Origin of the sequence: Planotetraspora mira (assembly GCF_016863275.1) — a bacterium.
GTDB classification, from domain to species: Bacteria; Actinomycetota; Actinomycetes; order Streptosporangiales; family Streptosporangiaceae; genus Planotetraspora; species Planotetraspora mira.
Genome location: NZ_BOOO01000041.1, coordinates 86,947 through 104,235, shown reverse-complemented (window position 1 = coordinate 104,235; position 17,289 = coordinate 86,947). Strand labels below are relative to the sequence as shown.

The following is a 17,289-nucleotide window of genomic DNA, read 5'->3' as shown; positions in this document are numbered from 1 at the left end:
TGATCACGGGCAAAGAAGGTCAGCGTTTGGCTTCGGTGATCGCGGCGAAGTAGTCGTTGTAGCGCTGCAACTCACGCTCGACCGGTTGGATCACCGTCTCCTGCGCGACCGTCGTCACCCGGCGGCGCATGTCGCGCTCTAGGCGGTCACGCTCGTTGCTCGCACCCAGGATGACGAAGTTCCGGCTCGCCACGGCCGACAGGATGCCCAGGCCGAGGACGCTGACCAGCATCAGCCCCACCCAGGGCAGGGCTCCGACGTCGCCGAGAATGTTCATGGGGGGCTTGCCGACCTTGAACACGCCGTACGCGAGGATCGAGCCGATCCAGGCCAGCCCCACCACGAAGAGCGCGACCAGCACGTACTGCCAGATCTTCAACAGCCACCACCAGCCGGGCACCCGGTCGAGCGGCGGCGCGACCTCGGACAGCTCGCCGGACAGCGCCTTGGGCAACTGCGCCGACCGTCCCCGTGCCGCCTGACGGACGCCGTTCTGCCAGACCTCCGGCATCCCGGCGGTGAGACCGTCGGCGAGGGCCTGGACGGCGTTGTCCACCTCGGCCGGCTGCGCGCTGACCGCGCTGCCCACCAGACTGCGGATGTCGTCCTTCACGGCACCGAGACGGAGGCTGCTCAGCGGATCACGCCGGAACTTCGCGGCCCACCGCGCGTACGGCCAGCCGACCCAGTCGACCGAGCGCACACCGTAGACGTTCTCCATCGCCTCGCCGAGGGCTGAGACGCCCACCGCGTCGCACAAGGCGTCGGTGAGGCCGGCCTTGCGGGCGCCGTCCACCGTGGGATCGACGTGCAGCAGGTCGGGCACGTTCTTCGCCAGGCGCGCCATGAGCCGGTCAAGGTCGGCCTCCAGTCGCTGGTAGGCCGCCCGCCGGGTGGACACCGACTTGGCGAGCACGGCCTTGAGCCCGTCGATGCCCTTGCCCGTGAGAGCGGACGTGGCGACGACCTGGGGGTCGGTCACCCCCTCCCGCTTGAGCAGGTCCTCGAGGTCGGCGACGCACTCGGCCTGCTCCTCGTGGCTCAACCGGTCGGACTGGTTGAGCACGAAGACCGTCACGGCGTCGTGCCCGGCGAGGTCGGTCACGTAGCGCCGGTGCACGGACGCGTCGGCATACTTCTGCGGGTCGAGCACCCACACGACGAGGTCGGCCACCTGGATCAGCCGGTTGGCCTCCGGGTCGGTGAGCGCTCGAATCGAGTCGTGGTCGGGCAGGTCGAGCAGGATGAGCCCGTGGAGCTGGCTCTCGCCCTTGTCGAGCGCGCTCGCCCGGGCGAACCGGTGCCGCCACTGGATCTGCAGCCAGTCGAGCAGAGGCCCCGCGCCCTCCAGGCCCCACACGCAGGCGTGGGTGCGGGCGGTGGTCGGCCTGCGCACCCCGATGGGTGACAGCTCCAGCCCGGAGATCGAGTTGAACAGGGACGACTTGCCGCTGCCCGTCCCTCCGGCGAGGGCCACCACGGTGTGGTCAGGGGAGAGTTTGAGGCGGTCGCCCGCCCGCAGGAGCAGCTGGGCGGCCTCGGTGATCAGCGCGGGGTCGATCCTGCCCTGGCCGAGCTCGACGATCCTGGCGAGGGCGGCGAGCCGAGTGCCCAGCCCGTGCCGCGTCTCGGCGGTGCTGACAGTGCTCATCGATCTCCCACCGTGGTGCCGGGGAACGTCGCCGGAGTCATCGTGCGACCTCGAGGTTGTACGTGGCCTGGTAGAGCCGGGTGGCGGCGGCCTCGTCGGGGATGCCGGCGCTGTCGAGCTCGTCGACGTAGCGCAGGGTCTCCTCGTCGAAGAGCAGGCCGATCCGCGCGCGGAGATCGCTGCGGGCCTTGGCGCTGATGCTGCGCAGGGATTCCGCGCCGAGCAGACCGCGCAGCAGCCGCTGGGGCAGGGCGCTGTTGCCGGCGCCCACCGAGACGTCGGTGGTGCCGTAGCCGAGCAGCCCGACGGTGAAGATCAGGGACAGGGACTCGACGTCGAAGGAGACCAGCCTGGCCACGGACCGCTTGGTGACGCCCTCGGTCCTGATCAGCTCGGTCACGTGGTCCTGCCATGCCGTGATGGTCCGCACCGTCCTCCGCACGATCTCGTCGGAGGGGCGGCCGAGCCCGGGAGTCGCGGCGAGCCGGTCTCCGGCGCCGGCGCGCTGGCGCCACCGGACGACGACCTCCTCCGACGCCCGCTGCACCGCTGAGGTGATCACCGACTCGAGGCCGGTGCGCAGGGCGGACTTCAGAGCGCGGAGCCGTTCCGGGCCCTTGTGCTGGGCCTTTCCGCCGCGCCGCAACTGGAGGGTGCGCATGAGATCGCCGGAGCCTGCGAAGTCCTGCCAGCGGGCGAGCACCTCGCCCCTGAGCAGCGAGCCGTTCCTGGTCGCCTCGTCGATCTCCGCGAGAGCCGCCATGTAGGCCGAGTCGACGTCGGAGCGCAGGTCCGCGCGGAGCGCCACCTGCGTCTCCAGATGCCTGGCCAGGGCGGGCAGGCGGGTTCTGAAGCTGTCGAAGACGCCGTTCAGCGTCGCCTGCACGGCCTCGGCGCGACCCTCGTCGTCGACCGACAACTCCGCCATCCACAGGCGGAGGTCGGTGACCTCCTCATCGGCCAGCCGGCCCTCGCGTACGGCCGTCTCGTTGATGACGAACCGCTCGACGTCGGCCAGGCCGTACTCGTCGAGCATGCGGCCGAAGTGCTTGACGATGACGTCGCGGGACTTCATCGGGACCCGGGACAAGACGATGACCAGGCGCGCTCCGCGTTCCTTCGCGCGACGCAGGAGTCCCCAGGACGGCGCGTCCGCGTAGCGGGCGGCGGTGGTGACGAACACCCACAGGTCGGCCGCGTCCAGCATGCGGTGGGCGATGTCCTGGTGCTCCTCGACGACGGAGTCGATGTCCGGTGTGTCGAGCAGCGCCACGCCCTGCGGCAGCCGGGGGGTCGGCACGAGCACGACGGAATCCGGTCCCGTGTCCTCGCTCAGCTTGTCGACCCTGGTCAGGCCGCCGAGCAGGTCGCCCTTGGCGAACCACTCGTAGTCGTCGGGGTGGCAGGCGAGCACGGGGGTTCCGGTGGTCGGGCGCCGCACACCCGTCTTCGTCACGTTCTGCGCGGCCAGCGTGTTGACCAGGGTGGACTTGCCCGCTCCGGTGGAACCGGCCACGACGATCAGTGCGGGGGCCGTGCTCATGTGGACACGCGGGATGACGTAATCGTCGATCTGGGCCAGCACGGCGTTCTGGGTCTTGCGCGCCTCGTCGGAGCCGGGGACGTCGAGGCCGAAGTGCAGGCCCTTCACAGCCACGCGAAGCTGGGCGAGTGCGGCGGTCAGCGCCGCCGACACCGGCTCGGGCAGCGGGATCTCCCGCACGGGTCCACCGTTCGGGGACGGGGTCCCCTCAGGGGACCCATCACCAGCGGGCTCCTCCGACGGCGTCTCGGAGACCTCCTCGTCGGCGGGCTCGCCCGGAGGATCCGTCCCCCCGGAGGTCTCACCCGAGGCGTCGGGCCCGTCCGTAGAGGAGACGTCGGGCACGTCCGCGGAGGAGACGTCAGGCGCGTCCGCAGAGGAGACGTCAGGCGCGTCCGCGGAGTCGGCGCTTCCGGCGGAATCCGCACCGCTGTCCTGCTCGTCACCGGAGGAACCGCCCGTGTCCTCTACCGCGCCGGACTCCACCATGCCGGACTCCACCGCGCCGGACTCCGTGATGCCGGGCCCCCCGGCGTCCGGCTCGTCATCGTCCGGCCCTTCGTCCGGCTCGGGTCCGCCGGAATCCTCATCACGGATCGAGCGGAACGTGATGGTCTGTTCCCCCGGACTCTCGGGCTGCCCTTCGATGACCGGCTCCGCGGTCTCGCCGGACTGCTCGACGGCCTCGGGGTCGGGCGTGTTCTTGGCAGCCGATTTCACGGGACCCGCTCCGCTCGCACCATCTCGATCTCCTGGCCGACTCTGACGACCTCGCCGACGATCACGATCGCAGGCGGCCGTATCCCCGCCGCGGTCACGCGTTCCGCCACCGTCGCGAGCGTGGCGGTGATAGCTCGCTGGGTGGGAAGAGTACCGTCCTGTACCACCATTACGGGAGTTTCCGGCGAACGTCCGTCTCGAATCAGCGTTCGGGCGAGCTCGCCGATGCGCTCAACTCCCATCAGCAGCACCAGAGTCCCCTGCGACCTCGCCAGTCCGGGCCAGTCGACGGTGGATCGAGGGTCGTCCGGAGCCACGTGGACGGAGATCACGTGGAACTCCTGGCTGACCCCTCTGTGCGTGACGGGGACGCCTGCGGCCGCGGGAACGGCGACGGCGCTCGTGATGCCCGGGACCACGGTCACGGGGATGCCCGCCTTCGCGCACGCGATCATCTCCTCGCCGCCGCGGCCGAAGACGAAGGAGTCGCCGCCCTTCAGCCGGACGACGAACTTGCCCTTGCGGGCATGCTCGATGAGCAGCTCATTGATCTTCTCTTGGGCGAGCGCCCGGCCATAAGGGATCTTCGCGGCGTCGATGAGCTCGACGTCGGCGGGCAGTTCGTCGAGCAGGGCCCGCGGCGCGAGGCGGTCGGCCACGACGACGTCGGCCTGGGCCAGCAACTGGCGGCCCCTGACGGTGATCAGGCCCGGATCTCCGGGACCTCCGCCGACGAGCGCGACACCGACGGGCTTGGTGCGGTGACGGCGGGCGTCGACGGTGCCGTCGCGCAGGGCGCCGACGACGGCGTCGCGGATCCCCGCGGCACGGCGGGGGTCGCCCCCGGCGGTGATGGCGACGCTCACCTCGTCCACCCGGCCGCTGGCCGGAGTCCAGGCGGCGGAGGCGTCCTTGTCGTCGGCCCGCACACACCAGATGCGCTTGGCGTCGGCCTCCGCGGCGATCGCCGTGTTGACCTCGCGGTGATCGGTGCAGGCGTGCACCAGCCAGGCGCCGTCGCAATCGCCGACCTGGTACGGCCGGCGCTCCCACGTCACCCGGCCGTCGGCGATGAGGTCGTCGAGCGCCGGGGTGACGCTCGGCGAGACCAGGGTGACCGACGCTCCGGCGTCGAGCAGCGTGGGAACCCGTCGCTGGGCGACGTGTCCGCCCCCGACGACGAGTACCCGCCGCCCGTCAAGGCGGAGGCCGAGCAGGTAGGGCGCCATGACCCCAGTCTCCCTAATGCGTCAAGCGTGATCTGTTAAGAGGCAAACCTACCCGTTGACCTGTGACGGCACTCACCGGATGAGACTTATCGGTAGTCCGTCAGGTCATGGGTGGATTCCGGGAGTCAACGCTCCTTGTCCGCCACCCCTGCGGAGTCGAACGTGGCCACGTCGTGCATGACCCGCACCGCGGCGCTGACGAGCGGATGCGCGAGCAGCCCGCCCGTGCCCTCCCCGAGACGGAGTTCGAGGTCGACCAGGGGGCGGAGCCCGAGGTAGGAGAGCGCCACCGAGTGGCCGGGCTCGGCCGAGCGGTGGCCGGCGACGCAGTAGCCCGCCGCCTCGGGGGCGAGCGCCGCCGCGACGAGGGCGGCCGCTCCCGCGATCACGCCGTCGAGGATGACGGGCACCCGGGCCGCCGCCGCGCCGAGGATCAGCCCGGCGATCCCCGCGTGCTCGAAGCCGCCGACGGCCGCGAGCGCCTGGATGACGGCATCCTGCCCCCGCGGTACGGCTCCCGCCTCCGCGTAGCCGTTGGCCGTGAGCGCACGGCGGACCACATCGATCTTGTGCTGGTACATGGCGTCGTCCACGCCGGTGCCGCGTCCCGTGGCGGACGCAGGGTCGCGGCCGGTGAACACGCTGATCAGCGCGGCCGAGGCGGTGGTGTTGGCGATCCCCATGTCACCGGTGATCAGGCAGCGGTTGCCCGCCGCGACGAGATCCCCGGCGGTCTCGATGCCGGCGGCGAGCGCCTGGAGGGCCTGCTCGCGCGTCATCGCGGGGCCCTGGGACAGGTCGGCCGTGCCGTACGCGACCTTGCGGGACGACACTCCGGGCATCGAGGGAAGATCAGCGGCCACACCGACGTCGACCACCGTCACCGAGGCGCCGACCTGCGCGGCGAACGCGTTGGCGACGGCGCCGCCCGCGGCGAAGTTGGCCACCATCTGGGCGGTGACCTCCTGCGGCCAGGGACTGACCCCCTGGGCGTGGACACCGTGGTCGGCGGCGAAGATCGCCAGTGCGGCGGGCGCGGGGAGCGGCGGGGGGCAGGACGCGGCGACTCCGGCGAGCCGTACCGCGACGTCCTCGAGGGCGCCGAGGGAGCCCCGCGGCTTCGTGAGACGGTCCTGATGAGTCCGTGCCTCAGCCATCGCGACCGGGTCCACCGGCCAGATGGCGGCGACTGTCGCGTCGAGCAGGGTCATGCTCACTCCTTCAGACGGCGCTGGGGATCCCCGTCCCGGCATCGAGCCCCGGCTCGATCTCCGCGTCGAACTCCGCCTCGAGTTCGGCGCCGATCTCCGCGTCGAACTCGGCCTCGAGGCCGGGCTCGCGGTCGGCGCCTGCTCCGGCGTCGGGGGACACGACGAGCGTGGCGCGCGCGGGCGATTCGATCGTGAGCATGTCATGGTAGCGGCGCGACGCCGGCCAATCACCCGCGCCGGCCAGGGCCTCCTCGTAACGGTCGATCACGACGTCGGCGAGGCCTTCGCAGTCGCCGATGACCTCGGCGCAGCGGATGTCGAGACCCTCGTGGTTGGCGCCGTAGGCCAGGGCCTGCGCCCAGATGCGCTCCAGCACCGCCCCGGCGAACAGGATGTACGGCAGGACGATCACCCGCTTGGCGCCGAGCCTGCGGCAGCGCTCCAGACCACCGGGGACCCCGGGACGGGCGTGCGAGACGTAGGCCGTCTCGACCGTGAGCAGGTCGGGCGCGTGCGTCTCCCAGAAGAGCCGGGAGACGCGGTGGACCTCGGCGTTCACCTCGGGATCGGCGGAGCCGTGGCCGACCAGCACCACGGCGGTCTCCGCCGGGCCGATGAACTCGGGCACCTCGTCGGTCACCAGCCTGGGCATCTCCGCGCGGGCGTCCGCGAGCCTCTCCGCGAGGATGTCGAGCACGCGGGGGTCGGCGCCCAGCGGCCGGCCGAGGTCGTATTCGAGCGTCGGGTGCCGCTCCTGCTCGAGCGCCATCGTGCCGGGGACGTCGCCGAGGGCGTGACGGTCGCCGGTGAGGCTCAGGGGCACCGCGATCACGTGGTGGTGCCCACGTGCCACGAGAGAGGAGACGGATTCGCTCAGCGGAGGGCGGGCGTTGGTGATGAAACCGCCGCTCACCTCCGCGGGCAGTGCGTCGAGGCGGCAGCGGAGACGGTGTACGAATCTGCCGAACTCGGCCACGCCGGTCTCATCGTGGGTACCGTGACCGATGAGCAACAGCGGCGGTTTCATGTACTGATCTCCCATGCCTTGACCTGCGGAGACGTGATCCGGCTCGTGAGGATAACCCTCCGGGCCCAATCATGGGCGCCTCTTGACCGATAGGCCCAGGTGGCGAGGAAATTTTTTACCTTTTCTCACTTAATTTCCCCTTTAAGGACACTGAACAGTACGGCATCGGCCCGCCCGCCATGCACGGGAAGCGCCTTGCGCAGGATGCCCTCCTCGATGAAACCGGCCCTCCTGGCGACCGCCTGGCTGGCGTGGTTGCCCGTCGCCACCAGCAGGTGGACGCGGTGGAACCCCGCGTCGAGCAGGTGCGTGGTGACGGTCCTGGTCGCCTCCGCCGCGTATCCCTGCCGCCGGGCCCAGGGCGAGATCCAGTACCCGACCTCGACGTCGCCCCGCTCGTGGTCCTCGCGCTGGACGCCGATGGCGCCGGCCAGGCGTCCGCCCTCGCGCGGCTCGATGGCGAAGTTGCCGCCGATGGCCGCGCCTCCGGAGTGCGCGACACGGGTGCACCAGTCGAGCGCCCGCTCGAGCGTGAAGCCCTCCGCCCACGGCATCCAGCGGCCGATCTCGGCGTCGTCCCGCACCGCGGCCAGCAGGTCGAAGGCGTCGCGCTTGACGAAGGGCCGCAGGATCAGCCGGTCGCTCTCCAGACGGCGCTCCACGCTGGTGTCGCCGCGGAGCATGCCGAAGACCACCAGGTCGTGCGGGCCGTCGTCCTCGAACCCCGCACCGCGCAGCAACCCCTCGCGGGTGAAGCCGGCCTTCTCCGCCACCCGGATGGACGCGACGTTGTCGGCGTTGGCCCGCAACTCGATCCGGCGCAGGGCGCCCGGCCGGAGCAGGCGGCCGGTGAGACCCCTGACGGCCTCGGTCGCGTAGCCACGGCCGCGGTGCGCCGGATGCACGCCGTACCCCACCTCCGAGGTGGCGGCGCCCCACTGCGTCTTGAACAGGCTGATCGCGCCGACGAGGGCCCCGGAGGTCTCCATGGCGAGGTGGATCCCCTGACCGGAACGCCACAGCTCATGGACGCCCTGGGACAACCACTGCGGTATCCCCGCCGGATGCCCGGGGGCGCCGGGCGGCAGCGCAGTGGAGTACGCCCCCTCGTTGATGACCGTCCGGACCATGACGGCGTCCTGGGGCCCGAACGGCCGCAGGACCAGTCGTTCGGTGTTGATCGTCAGCTGCTCGTCGAACACAGCGCCACTCCAGGGGGATGCCGATTCCTCGTCTGTTTGTTCGCCCACCAGGGCCTCCGCACGTTCCGGGCAGGCCGTCGCCGATGTTTGGGGCGGCCCGGCCGGGTACGAGGCACCTCATGACCCTATTCGGGAGGTGAGGTCATGAGTATCCAACGTGGCAGCGCCAAGCACGGCCCCCGTCTCGATGATGAGCGGAAACACGAGACCGGCACCCCGATCGGCATCACGCCCGCTGACGTGGAACGCCGCAGCAACCTCGCGAAATGGCTCAGTGACGCCCGCTACCCGGCGGCCGCGCACGACCTCCTCACCCACGCCGAGGCCAAGAACGCCCCCGACGCCGTGCTGCGGGCCGTACGCGACCTGCCCGACCTCAGGTACCAGAACGTCGGCCAGGTCGCCGAGGCGCTCGGGCTGGGGGTGGAACGCCACTAGTGAGGGCCGCCGGAAACCGCGGACGGGGTTCCTCACGTGGTCCCGCCGCTCGTCCGGCGCGAGAAGCGCGCCCGTCTGCGGCGGCCGTCAGGTGGCGGCCGGGGTCACGATGACCACCTCGAGGATCCGGGGACCGTGGACGCCCTCGACCCGGTTGAGCTCGATGTCGCTGGTGGCGGACGGGCCGCTGATCCAGGTCAGGGGGCGCCCCGGGTCGAGGCGGGCGACGGCGTCGGGGACGTTCGCCACGATCTGGTCCTGCCGTACGACGCACAGGTGGAAGTCCGGCAGGAGCGTGAGCGCCCGCCGGCCCTGGCCCGCCCCGGCGTCCAGCACGATCGTCCCCGTCTCCGCTATCGCGACGGCGCACGTCGTCAGGATCCCGTCGGCCGTGTCGAGGTCGGACGCGCTCAGCCTCGGCTCGTCGGCGATCCGCTCGAAGCCCTGGGCCGGCAGCCAGGGCTCCGGGAACCCCTCGGGCACGACGAGCCGCCGGGCGCGGCGCTCGGCCAGCGACGCGGCGACGAGGTCCGCGACCCCGGTCTCCGCCACGACGTGGACGGCGGCCTTGTAATGGCGCACACGCTCCGCCAGCAGGTCCACCAGCCCCTCGGAGGCGGGAGCCGCACCGCGGTAGGACCGGGGGATCTCGACGTCGGGGACGCCCTCGACCGCGGCGCGGACGCGCGCGAGGATCACATCGCGGGCGCTCATCGTGAGCCTCCGTCCGTACGGTTCCACCAGTCGCGGAACGACTCCTTCGGGATGTCGGGGAGGTCGCGGGTGTCCGTCCATCCGCCGAGCGGCCCCGGCAGCCGCTTCGGGACGAGGCGGCGCATCCGGCCGCCCATCCGCTGGGCCCGGGCCAGTCGCCCCGACCGGTTGAGGACCCACCCGGCGGCGGCCATGCCCGCGCGTTCCGCCATCGGGTGACGGCTCCTGCCGCGGAGTTCGACCAGGACCGACGGGATGTCGATGGCGACCGGGCACACCTCGTAGCACGCGCCGCAGAGCGAACTGGCGTACGGCAGCGACCGGTCGAGCTCGGACTCCATCCCGCGAAGCTGCGGGGTGAGGATCGCACCGATCGGCCCCGGATAGACCGATCCGTACGCGTGGCCGCCTGAGCGTTCGTAGACGGGGCAGACGTTGAGGCACGCCGAGCAGCGGATGCAGCGCAGCGCCTGGCGGCCGAGGTCGTCGGCGAGCACGCGGGTGCGGCCGTTGTCGAGCAGGACGAGGTGGAACTCCTGGCCTTCGGTCGCGCCGGTCCACATCGAGGTGTACGGATTCATCCGCTCGCCAGTCGAGCTCCTGGGCAGCAGTTGGAGGAACACCTCCAGATCGCGCCAGGTCGGCAGCAGCTTCTCGATGCCCACCACGCTGATCAGCGTCTCGGGGAGGGTCAGGCACATCCGGCCGTTGCCCTCGGACTCCAGCACGACCAGCGTCCCGGTCTCCGCGACCATGAAGTTGGCCCCGGAGATGGCCACCTTGGTGGCCAGGAAGCGTTCCCGCAGGTGCAGGCGGGCGGCCTCGGCCAGGGCGGCGGGGTCGTCGGTGAGCTTCTCCGGCGCGGGACGGCCCCACTCGGACATGTGCCGGACGAAGATCTCGCGGATCTCCGACCGGTTCCTGTGGATGGCCGGGACCAGGATGTGGGAGGGCCAGTCGTCCCCGAGCTGGACGATCAGCTCGGCCAGGTCCGTCTCGTACGCGGTGATGCCCTCGTCGTGCAGGGCCTCGTTGAGCCCGATCTCCTGGGTGGCCATCGACTTGACCTTGACCACCTGCGTCTCGCCCGTGGCCTTGACGAGGTCGGTGACGATCCTGTTGGCCTCGGCGGCGTCACGTGCCCAGTGCACGTGGCCCCCGGCCCTCGTGACGGCCTCCTCGAGTTCGACGAGGTAGGTGTCCAGGTTGCGAAGGGTGTGGTCCTTGATCGCCTTGCCGGCCTGGCGCAGGTCCGGCCAGTCGGGCAGCTCCCCCACGACGCTCGCCCGCCTGCCGCGGATCGTCCCGGTCGCCTTGCGCAGGTTGAACCTGAGCTGGGAGTTCCGTACGGCTTTCGCGGCGTTCTCGGGGAAGCCCTCCTTGCCGGAGTAGCCCATCATGGAGACGGTTCCCGGCATGCCGAGGAAGGTGCGGCTCATCGTGAGTCTCCCCGCTCGTGGGTGTCGCCCGGTGCGGTGGACGCCAGGATCTCAGCGAGATGCATGACCCGCACGCCCGCCTTCTGACGGGTGAGCGTTCCGCCGATGTGCATCAGGCAGGAGTTGTCGGCCGCGCAGAGCACCTCGGCGCCCGTGTCCAGCACGTTGCGGACCTTGTCGCCGCACATGGCCGCCGATATATCCGGATTTTTCACGGCAAAGGTGCCGCCGAAGCCGCAACACTCCTCGGCACCCGGCAGCGGGACGAGCTCCAGGCCCTTGACCTGCTCGAGCAGCCTTCTCGGCCGGTCACCCAGGTGGAGCCCCCGGAGCGAGTGGCAGGTCGGATGGTAGGTGACCCGATGGGGGAAGTAGGCGCCGACATCGGTGACCCCGAGCACGTCGATCAGGAACTCCGACAGGTCGTACACCCGCGGGACCGTCGCGGCCACCGCCTCACCGAAGGCGCCGCCGTCCGCCAGCTTGGGGTACTGCTCCCGCACCATCGCGCCGCACGACCCCGAGGGGACGACGACGGCGTCGTAGCCGCGGAACACGTCCACGAAGTGGTGCGCCAGCCGTGCGCCCTCCTCGCGGTAGCCCGTGTTGAGGTGCATCTGCCCGCAACAGGTCTGCGCCTCCGGGAAGTCGACGTCGACGCCGAGCCTCCGGAGCAGGGTCACGACCGCCTTCCCGGTGCCCGGAAAAAGCGTGTCGTTGACACAGGTGATGAACAGGGCGACCCGCACATGCCCTCCCGCGTATATGGTCAGACCAAATATGGTCAGACCATACATCATCATCACATCCGTACCACGCGAGACCGAGGAGGCCCCGTGAGTGAGCCCGGCGGGCAGGCGCAGCATCCCGCTCGCGTACGCGCCTTCGAGGGAGTCCTCGCGCGGATCGAGGAGCGGATCGCGGCCGACGGCCTCACCGTGGGCGACCGGCTGCCGGGTGAACGCCAACTCGCCGAGCAACTGGGGGTGAGCCGGTCGTCGGTCCGCGAGGCCCTCCGCGTGCTGGAGAGTCTGGGCGTGGTGTCGTCGCAGGTGGGACGTGGCCCGGATGCGGGAGCCGTACTGACCTCGCGGCCCGGCAGCGCGCTCACCGGTCTGCTGCGCCTGCACCTCGGCCTGGCCACGCTGTCGATGCGCGAGGTGGTCGACACCCGGCTGATGATCGAGCAGTGGTCCGCCGAGCACGCGGCCCGTTCGCGGACGGGACTGGAGGCCATGGCGCAAGCCCTCGGGGCCATGGACGCGGCGCGGAGCCCGGAGGAGTTCGTGGAGCACGACATCGCCTTCCACGCCGCCATCGCCGAGGCCTCGGGCAACCGGCTCACGTCGGCGATCATGCAGGCGCTGCGCGGGGCCGTCCAGCGCTTCGCCATCGACGCCGTCGTACGGCTGGGCGACACCGGGGATCTCCAGGCCGACCATCGCCGGATCTACGGCGCGATCAGGGACGGCGACGCCGCGACGGCGGTGGAGGCGATCGCCGTGCATCTGGAGCGCGCATATCCGCCTCCGGCTGGCCGACTCGGCTAGAACGTGTTCTACTTGTGGCGTGGCGGACGATCTCAGACTGGGACTGAACCTCGGATACTGGCAGCGGAACGCGGACGACGCGACCGAGCTGGTCCAGACGGCCGAACGGCTCGGCTACGAGTCGGTGTGGACGGCCGAGGCCTACGGAAGCGACGCCTTCACCCCCCTCGCCTGGTACGGCGCGCGCACCAGCAGGATCAAGCTCGGCACCAGCGTCGCCCAGCTGTCCGCGCGGCCTCCCGTCACCACCGCGATGACCGCGATGACGCTCGACCACCTCACCGGCGGGCGGCTGCTCCTCGGCGTGGGCGCGTCAGGGCCCCAGGTGGTCGAGGGCTGGTACGGCCAGCCGTTCCCCCGGCCTCTCGCGAGAACCCGTGAGTATGTCGAGATCATGCGGAAGGTCTGGCGGCGGGAGGAGCCCGTCACCGCTCCGGGACCGCACTATCCCCTGCCGTTCCCCGGCGGCCTGGGCAAGCCGCTCAAGCTGATCACTCATCCCCTCCGGAACGACATCCCCGTCTACCTCGGCGCGGAGGGCCCGAAGAACGTCACGCTCGCGACCGAGGTCGCCCAGGGCTGGCTCCCGCTCTTCGTCTTCCCCGAGAAGATCGAGGCGATGTACGGCGAGGCGCTCGCCGGCGCGGCACCCGGCTTCGACGTCGCGGCCATGGTGAACGTCATCGTGACCGACGACGTGCGCGCCGCCATCGACGGGGTGAAGATGATGCTCACCCTCTACATCGGCGGCATGGGCGCCAAGGCGCGCAACTTCCACGCCGACATCGTGGGCCGGATGGGGTATGCCGAAGCCGCGGAGCGGATTCAGGCGCTCTATCTGGCGGGGCGCAGGGACGAGGCGTTCGACGCGATCCCCGACGAACTCGCCGACGGCATCTCCCTGGTCGGTCCCATCGGCCGCATCCGCGAACGGCTCGAGTTGTGGCGCAAGAGCCCGGTGACGAATCTGCTGGTCATGGGTCCGCGCGACGAGCCCACGCTGAGGGACATCCGGGACCTGGTGCTCGGTTAGCAGGCGGTCGTCGCGAGGCGGATGATTGCGGTGTGAGGATCCACATCGAAGCGTCGGACCTGCCCGGCCGCACGTGCCCGCCCGGTGCCGGCTTCCCCGGCTACTCCGGCGTCCATGTCGGCGTCCAGCGGCGGGACCGCCGCGACGAGTTGCTCGGCCTCCATCCCGGTGACGCGACGTCGGCGGCCTGGACGCTGGAGTGCACCGCGACCCCCACGCCAGGCGGCGTGGACCTCAGGGGGCCGCACATCCAGGGCCGTCCCGGCAGCCGGTTCATCTACCTGTCCTGGGGCACGGTCGACGACGCGGGCGTCTTCAGCATGTTCCGCCGGGCCAAGCTGATGCTCGACGCCGTCGACGCGGGGACCGTCGACGCCGCGGTCCGCTCAGGACGGCTCCTCGGGCGTCTCGGGCTCACCGACGGCAGGGGCGAGCCGCTCTGCGCCGCCGTACGGCCTCCGCGCATCGAATGGACCGTCGGCTGAGGCGGGCGTCTCAGCTCGTTCCCGACTGATACGTGGCGGGAAGTTTCGCCTTCGACAGGGCCGCGGCGAGCTGCGGAGTCAGCGACTTGACGTACGTCGCCGTGATGTGCGACCCCTGACGGTAGACGAGCACGTTGCCGATCACGGGCGCGCACCGGTCGGCGGGGCAGATGGCGTCGAACAGGTCGACGATCCGCACATTCGGCTGGCCCTTGACCGCCAGATGCTGGGTGGGCGCCGCACTCACGGCGTATCGCGCGCGGTCGAACGCGCAGGCCGACAACTTCTCGGGGTTCTTCTCCACGCACTCGTAGACGTTGGTGCCCGGGGACCCGTTGTCGGCCACCACCACGACCTTCGTCCCCAGCGCCGTGAGCTCGGACCAGACGCCACGCAGACCGGCGGTCATGGCCTGCTGGGTCTCCTTGCCGCCGGCGTCGAGCGCGTTGCCCTGCCCCTGCGAGGTGATCACGAAGTCCGGCGGATCCGACTTCAGCCGCCGGCGCACCTCATCGGTCCAGTCACGGCACGACTGGTACGGCTTGCCGTCGTATCGGGTGGTCGCCAGGGAGAAGGCGCACGCGGACTTGAAGTACGTGACCACATGCCAGCCGTTCTGGTCGGCGAGCGGCTGCAGCGCCGGCATCCACTGGACCATCTTGGAGTCGCCGACCACCGCCACGTCGACCTGTCCGTCCCGGTCTCCGTATTCGCAGGTGGCCACCTCGGTCTTGTTCGTGACCTGCTGACATCCGTCGGCGTAGGCCGCCGGAACATCGGCCGTCGCCTCGGCGGGAGTCGGCGTCATCCACCCGACGTGGTCCACCACGGCTCCGGCCGGGGCGTTACGCGGCTTGTCACCGAGGACGGCCGCGCCCTGCGCGACGGCACCGGCCGGCGCCTGCGAGGTCGTGACGCCCAGCAGCAGGACCAGGCCGGCGGCCACCCCCACGAGGGTGAAGTTGACGCCCATGCTGAGAGCGAGCCGCGACGAGCGCGCGATGGCCGCGGAATGCCTGAGGGGATTCTCCACGGCACGGGCGGTCAGCCAGGCCGGGATGACCGAGACGCCCGCCACGATCAGGCCGCGCGTCGTCGACAACCCGCCCAGGTATGCGGTCGCCGCCACGAGCAGCGGCCAGTGCCACAGGTAGAGCGAGTACGACAGGCCGCCGATCCAGCGGAGGGGCCGCAGGGCGAGGAGCGACGCCGGCCCTCCTCTGGTCACCGAGAATCCTGCCGCGATGACCGCCGCGGCCCCGAGCGTCGGCAAGGCGGCGGCGTAGCCGGGCCATGGCGTCTCGGTGGTGATGAGCAACCCGGCCGCGGCGATCGCGGCCAGACCGCCCCAGCCGACGCCGATCGCCAGGCCGCGTGGCAGCCGGGTGAACGCCCCCGCGGCGAGGGCCACCGCCGCGCCGATGCCCAGTTCCCACATGCGGGTGGTCGTCTCGAAGTACGCGCGGGCCGGGACGTTCGCCGTCTCGCTCAGCGACCAGGCGAACGACGGGATGACCACCAGGGCGAGGCCCACCCAGAGCGTCGGCTTCCGCCCTCTGCGGATCATCTTCGCGACCACGATGGCGGCGAGGATCAGCAGCGGCCACACCAGGTAGAACTGCTCCTCCACCGCCAGCGACCAGAAGTGCTGCACCGGAGAAGGCTGGGAGTCCTCGGCCAGATAGTCCACCGACCGGTCGGCGAAACGCCAGTTCACCACGTAGAGAGCCGAGCCGACGATGTCCCCGCCGATCTCGTTCCAGCGCGTCGACGGGATGAACAAGCGTGCCAGCACCGCGGTCGCCAGCAGGACGATGCCCGCGGCCGGCAACAGCCGCTTCGCCCGCCGGGCGTAGAACCGGACGAGTGAGATCGTCCCGGTCCTGCCCATCTCCGACACGAGCTGAGTGGTGATCAAGAATCCCGAGATGACGAAGAAGACGTCGACGCCGACGAATCCACCGGGAAGGAAGGAGACTCCCGCGTGGTAGAGCAGCACGAGTCCGACGGCGACGGCGCGGAGCCCTTCGATGTCGCCGCGGAAACGGCTCGAAGGCCTCTCGCCCGCTCCGGAGGATGCGCCCTCAGAAACGGTCGTCGATGTCGCGGGCGCCGCGGCATCGCCCGAGGACCCCTCCAGCAGCAGATGCCCCTGCGAAGCGGGTTCCGAGTCCCCGCCTGCTCCGGAGGTGCGGCTCGGCGAGGTCTCCCGGCTGCTCAGTGTGATCACCTATCTGCAGTGAAGTCGTCAGATATCGCGCGTCAGCCCGGTTTGGCTAGATACATACGCGCTTATGGCTAGGCGGCAGCATAGTGGCCGCTGTGGGCGTCCAGTGGGGACATCGTTCCGTGGACGCCGGGGACGCCGTGGGCACGAGCCGACGGTGACGGGCCCGGACAGAGCGTCGGCCGGCGAGTGTCCCCTTCAGCACCCGGCCGGACGACTTCACCTGATTAAGAGGATCACTGACGGGATAGGACTGATACAAGTTCCGCGCACGCCGGGGGGAGAATCACATGTGGTCGACCTCGTCACCCGTGAGCCGTGCGGCCTCCGGCGTGTATGCCTGGCTCACGCTCCAGGTCGTCGCGATGGCCGCGCTGGTGGTCTTCGAAGAGGCCCGTGGGCACCGGCTGGCCCAGCAGATCGCGGCGTTCGGCGGAAACCCCGAAGCACCCGGAGCACGTCAGGTGGCGGGCGCGGTGACGGTGTTCGCGATCCTGATGATGGCGCTGACCATCGCGACCATCGCGGCGGGAGCCGCCTATCTGACCTGGCTGCGTCGCGCCCTGCCCGGCACCTCCAGGCTGGGGCTCGTCGCGGCCTGGCTCGTGCCCGTGGTCAACCTGGTGGCCCCGCTCGTCCTGGCCGACCGCGCCTGGCGCGACGCGGGCGAAAGCGGAGCCTCCCGCGACGGAGGCGGCCGCACCGGGATCACCTGGAGCGAAGCCGGTCGGCGGCCCGCCGGGGCCGGCCAGGACGGCCGCGCCCGCTGGCTCCTCCTCGGCGCCTGCTGGTGGGCGAGCTGGCTGGTGGCGCTGTTCCT

General features: G+C 71.0%; 14 protein-coding genes. 4 read left to right on the top strand and 10 right to left on the bottom strand.

The window, feature by feature from the left end; translation table 11 throughout:
* Nucleotides 1–19 precede the first annotated feature (19 nt).
* The 6 genes from Pmi06nite_RS34940 to Pmi06nite_RS34915 all read right to left on the bottom strand — a co-directional run bounded on the left by Pmi06nite_RS34940 (nucleotide 20) and on the right by Pmi06nite_RS34915 (nucleotide 8,583).
* Nucleotides 20–1,651: a P-loop NTPase family protein gene (locus Pmi06nite_RS34940; protein ID WP_203957469.1), complete on the bottom strand. Its 1,632-nt coding sequence runs from the start codon at nucleotides 1,649–1,651 to the stop codon at nucleotides 20–22.
* Nucleotides 1,652–1,688: 37 nt separating this feature from the next.
* Nucleotides 1,689–3,914: a dynamin family protein gene (locus Pmi06nite_RS34935; RefSeq protein ID WP_239114411.1), complete on the bottom strand. Its 2,226-nt coding sequence runs from the start codon at nucleotides 3,912–3,914 to the stop codon at nucleotides 1,689–1,691.
* Nucleotides 3,911–5,143 carry a uroporphyrinogen-III C-methyltransferase gene (gene cobA / locus Pmi06nite_RS34930; protein WP_203957468.1) on the bottom strand — a complete coding sequence of 411 codons (1,233 nt, stop codon included), beginning with the start codon at nucleotides 5,141–5,143 and terminating at the stop codon, nucleotides 3,911–3,913. The genes Pmi06nite_RS34935 and cobA overlap by 4 nt, the downstream gene beginning before the upstream one ends.
* Before the next feature lie 125 nt (nucleotides 5,144–5,268).
* Complete coding sequence (cobT, locus tag Pmi06nite_RS34925; RefSeq protein ID WP_203957467.1) at nucleotides 5,269–6,354, bottom strand: nicotinate-nucleotide--dimethylbenzimidazole phosphoribosyltransferase; 1,086 nt, start codon at nucleotides 6,352–6,354, stop codon at nucleotides 5,269–5,271.
* A 10-nt stretch (nucleotides 6,355–6,364) separates the two neighbouring features.
* Nucleotides 6,365–7,381 (bottom strand): sirohydrochlorin chelatase, encoded by a 1,017-nt coding sequence (locus Pmi06nite_RS34920; protein WP_203957466.1) that lies wholly within the window; start codon nucleotides 7,379–7,381, stop codon nucleotides 6,365–6,367.
* A gap of 125 nt (nucleotides 7,382–7,506) precedes the next feature.
* Nucleotides 7,507–8,583, bottom strand: coding sequence for a GNAT family N-acetyltransferase (locus Pmi06nite_RS34915; protein ID WP_203957465.1), 1,077 nt, complete (start codon nucleotides 8,581–8,583; stop codon nucleotides 7,507–7,509).
* Between the two features lie 144 nt (nucleotides 8,584–8,727).
* Here Pmi06nite_RS34915 and Pmi06nite_RS34910 point away from each other — a divergent pair, with 144 nt between their 5' ends.
* The gene (locus Pmi06nite_RS34910) at nucleotides 8,728–9,021 is read left to right on the top strand and encodes a DUF2795 domain-containing protein (protein WP_203957464.1); all 294 of its coding nucleotides are present in this window, start codon (nucleotides 8,728–8,730) and stop codon (nucleotides 9,019–9,021) included.
* An 87-nt stretch (nucleotides 9,022–9,108) separates the two neighbouring features.
* Here Pmi06nite_RS34910 and Pmi06nite_RS34905 read toward each other — a convergent pair whose 3' ends face one another.
* Genes Pmi06nite_RS34905 through Pmi06nite_RS34895 form a run of 3 tightly spaced genes read right to left on the bottom strand, consistent with a single transcriptional unit; the run spans nucleotide 9,109 to nucleotide 11,923 of the window.
* Nucleotides 9,109–9,735, bottom strand: coding sequence for a LutC/YkgG family protein (locus tag Pmi06nite_RS34905; protein ID WP_203957463.1), 627 nt, complete (start codon nucleotides 9,733–9,735; stop codon nucleotides 9,109–9,111).
* Nucleotides 9,732–11,174, bottom strand: a complete 1,443-nt coding sequence (locus Pmi06nite_RS34900; RefSeq protein WP_373317352.1) for a lactate utilization protein B — start codon at nucleotides 11,172–11,174, stop codon at nucleotides 9,732–9,734. Before Pmi06nite_RS34900 ends, Pmi06nite_RS34905 begins: the two co-directional genes overlap by 4 nt.
* A complete protein-coding gene (locus Pmi06nite_RS34895; protein ID WP_203957462.1) occupies nucleotides 11,171–11,923 on the bottom strand; it encodes a (Fe-S)-binding protein in 753 nt (250 codons plus the stop codon). Before Pmi06nite_RS34895 ends, Pmi06nite_RS34900 begins: the two co-directional genes overlap by 4 nt.
* A gap of 87 nt (nucleotides 11,924–12,010) precedes the next feature.
* On the opposite strand from Pmi06nite_RS34895, the gene Pmi06nite_RS34890 reads away from it, so the two are divergent.
* From Pmi06nite_RS34890 to Pmi06nite_RS34880, 3 genes are read left to right on the top strand one after another with little or no spacing between them, the layout of a single operon-like run.
* On the top strand, nucleotides 12,011–12,724 hold the full coding sequence (locus Pmi06nite_RS34890; RefSeq protein WP_239114410.1) for a FadR/GntR family transcriptional regulator: 714 nt from the start codon (nucleotides 12,011–12,013) through the stop codon (nucleotides 12,722–12,724).
* A gap of 19 nt (nucleotides 12,725–12,743) precedes the next feature.
* Nucleotides 12,744–13,757, top strand: a complete 1,014-nt coding sequence (locus Pmi06nite_RS34885) for an LLM class F420-dependent oxidoreductase (protein WP_203957460.1) — start codon at nucleotides 12,744–12,746, stop codon at nucleotides 13,755–13,757.
* A gap of 32 nt (nucleotides 13,758–13,789) precedes the next feature.
* On the top strand, nucleotides 13,790–14,242 hold the full coding sequence (locus Pmi06nite_RS34880; RefSeq protein ID WP_203957459.1) for a DUF5990 family protein: 453 nt from the start codon (nucleotides 13,790–13,792) through the stop codon (nucleotides 14,240–14,242).
* Nucleotides 14,243–14,252: 10 nt separating this feature from the next.
* Here the strand turns inward: Pmi06nite_RS34880 and Pmi06nite_RS34875 are convergent, their stop codons facing one another.
* Nucleotides 14,253–16,472, bottom strand: coding sequence for an acyltransferase family protein (locus Pmi06nite_RS34875; RefSeq protein ID WP_203957458.1), 2,220 nt, complete (start codon nucleotides 16,470–16,472; stop codon nucleotides 14,253–14,255).
* Nucleotides 16,473–17,289: the final 817 nt, after the last annotated feature.

Excerpts from the sequence above, each read along its gene's own strand:
- Pmi06nite_RS34940 (WP_203957469.1), bottom strand. The coding sequence starts at position 1,651 with ATGAGCACTGTCAGCACCGCCGAGACGCGGCACGGGCTGGGCACTCGG.
- cobA (WP_203957468.1), bottom strand. The coding sequence starts at position 5,143 with ATGGCGCCCTACCTGCTCGGCCTCCGCCTTGACGGGCGGCGGGTACTC.
- cobT (WP_203957467.1), bottom strand. The coding sequence starts at position 6,354 with ATGACCCTGCTCGACGCGACAGTCGCCGCCATCTGGCCGGTGGACCCG.
- Pmi06nite_RS34920 (WP_203957466.1), bottom strand. The coding sequence starts at position 7,381 with ATGAAACCGCCGCTGTTGCTCATCGGTCACGGTACCCACGATGAGACC.
- Pmi06nite_RS34910 (WP_203957464.1), top strand. The coding sequence starts at position 8,728 with ATGAGTATCCAACGTGGCAGCGCCAAGCACGGCCCCCGTCTCGATGAT.
- Pmi06nite_RS34905 (WP_203957463.1), bottom strand. The coding sequence starts at position 9,735 with ATGAGCGCCCGCGATGTGATCCTCGCGCGCGTCCGCGCCGCGGTCGAG.
- Pmi06nite_RS34900 (WP_373317352.1), bottom strand. The coding sequence starts at position 11,174 with ATGAGCCGCACCTTCCTCGGCATGCCGGGAACCGTCTCCATGATGGGC.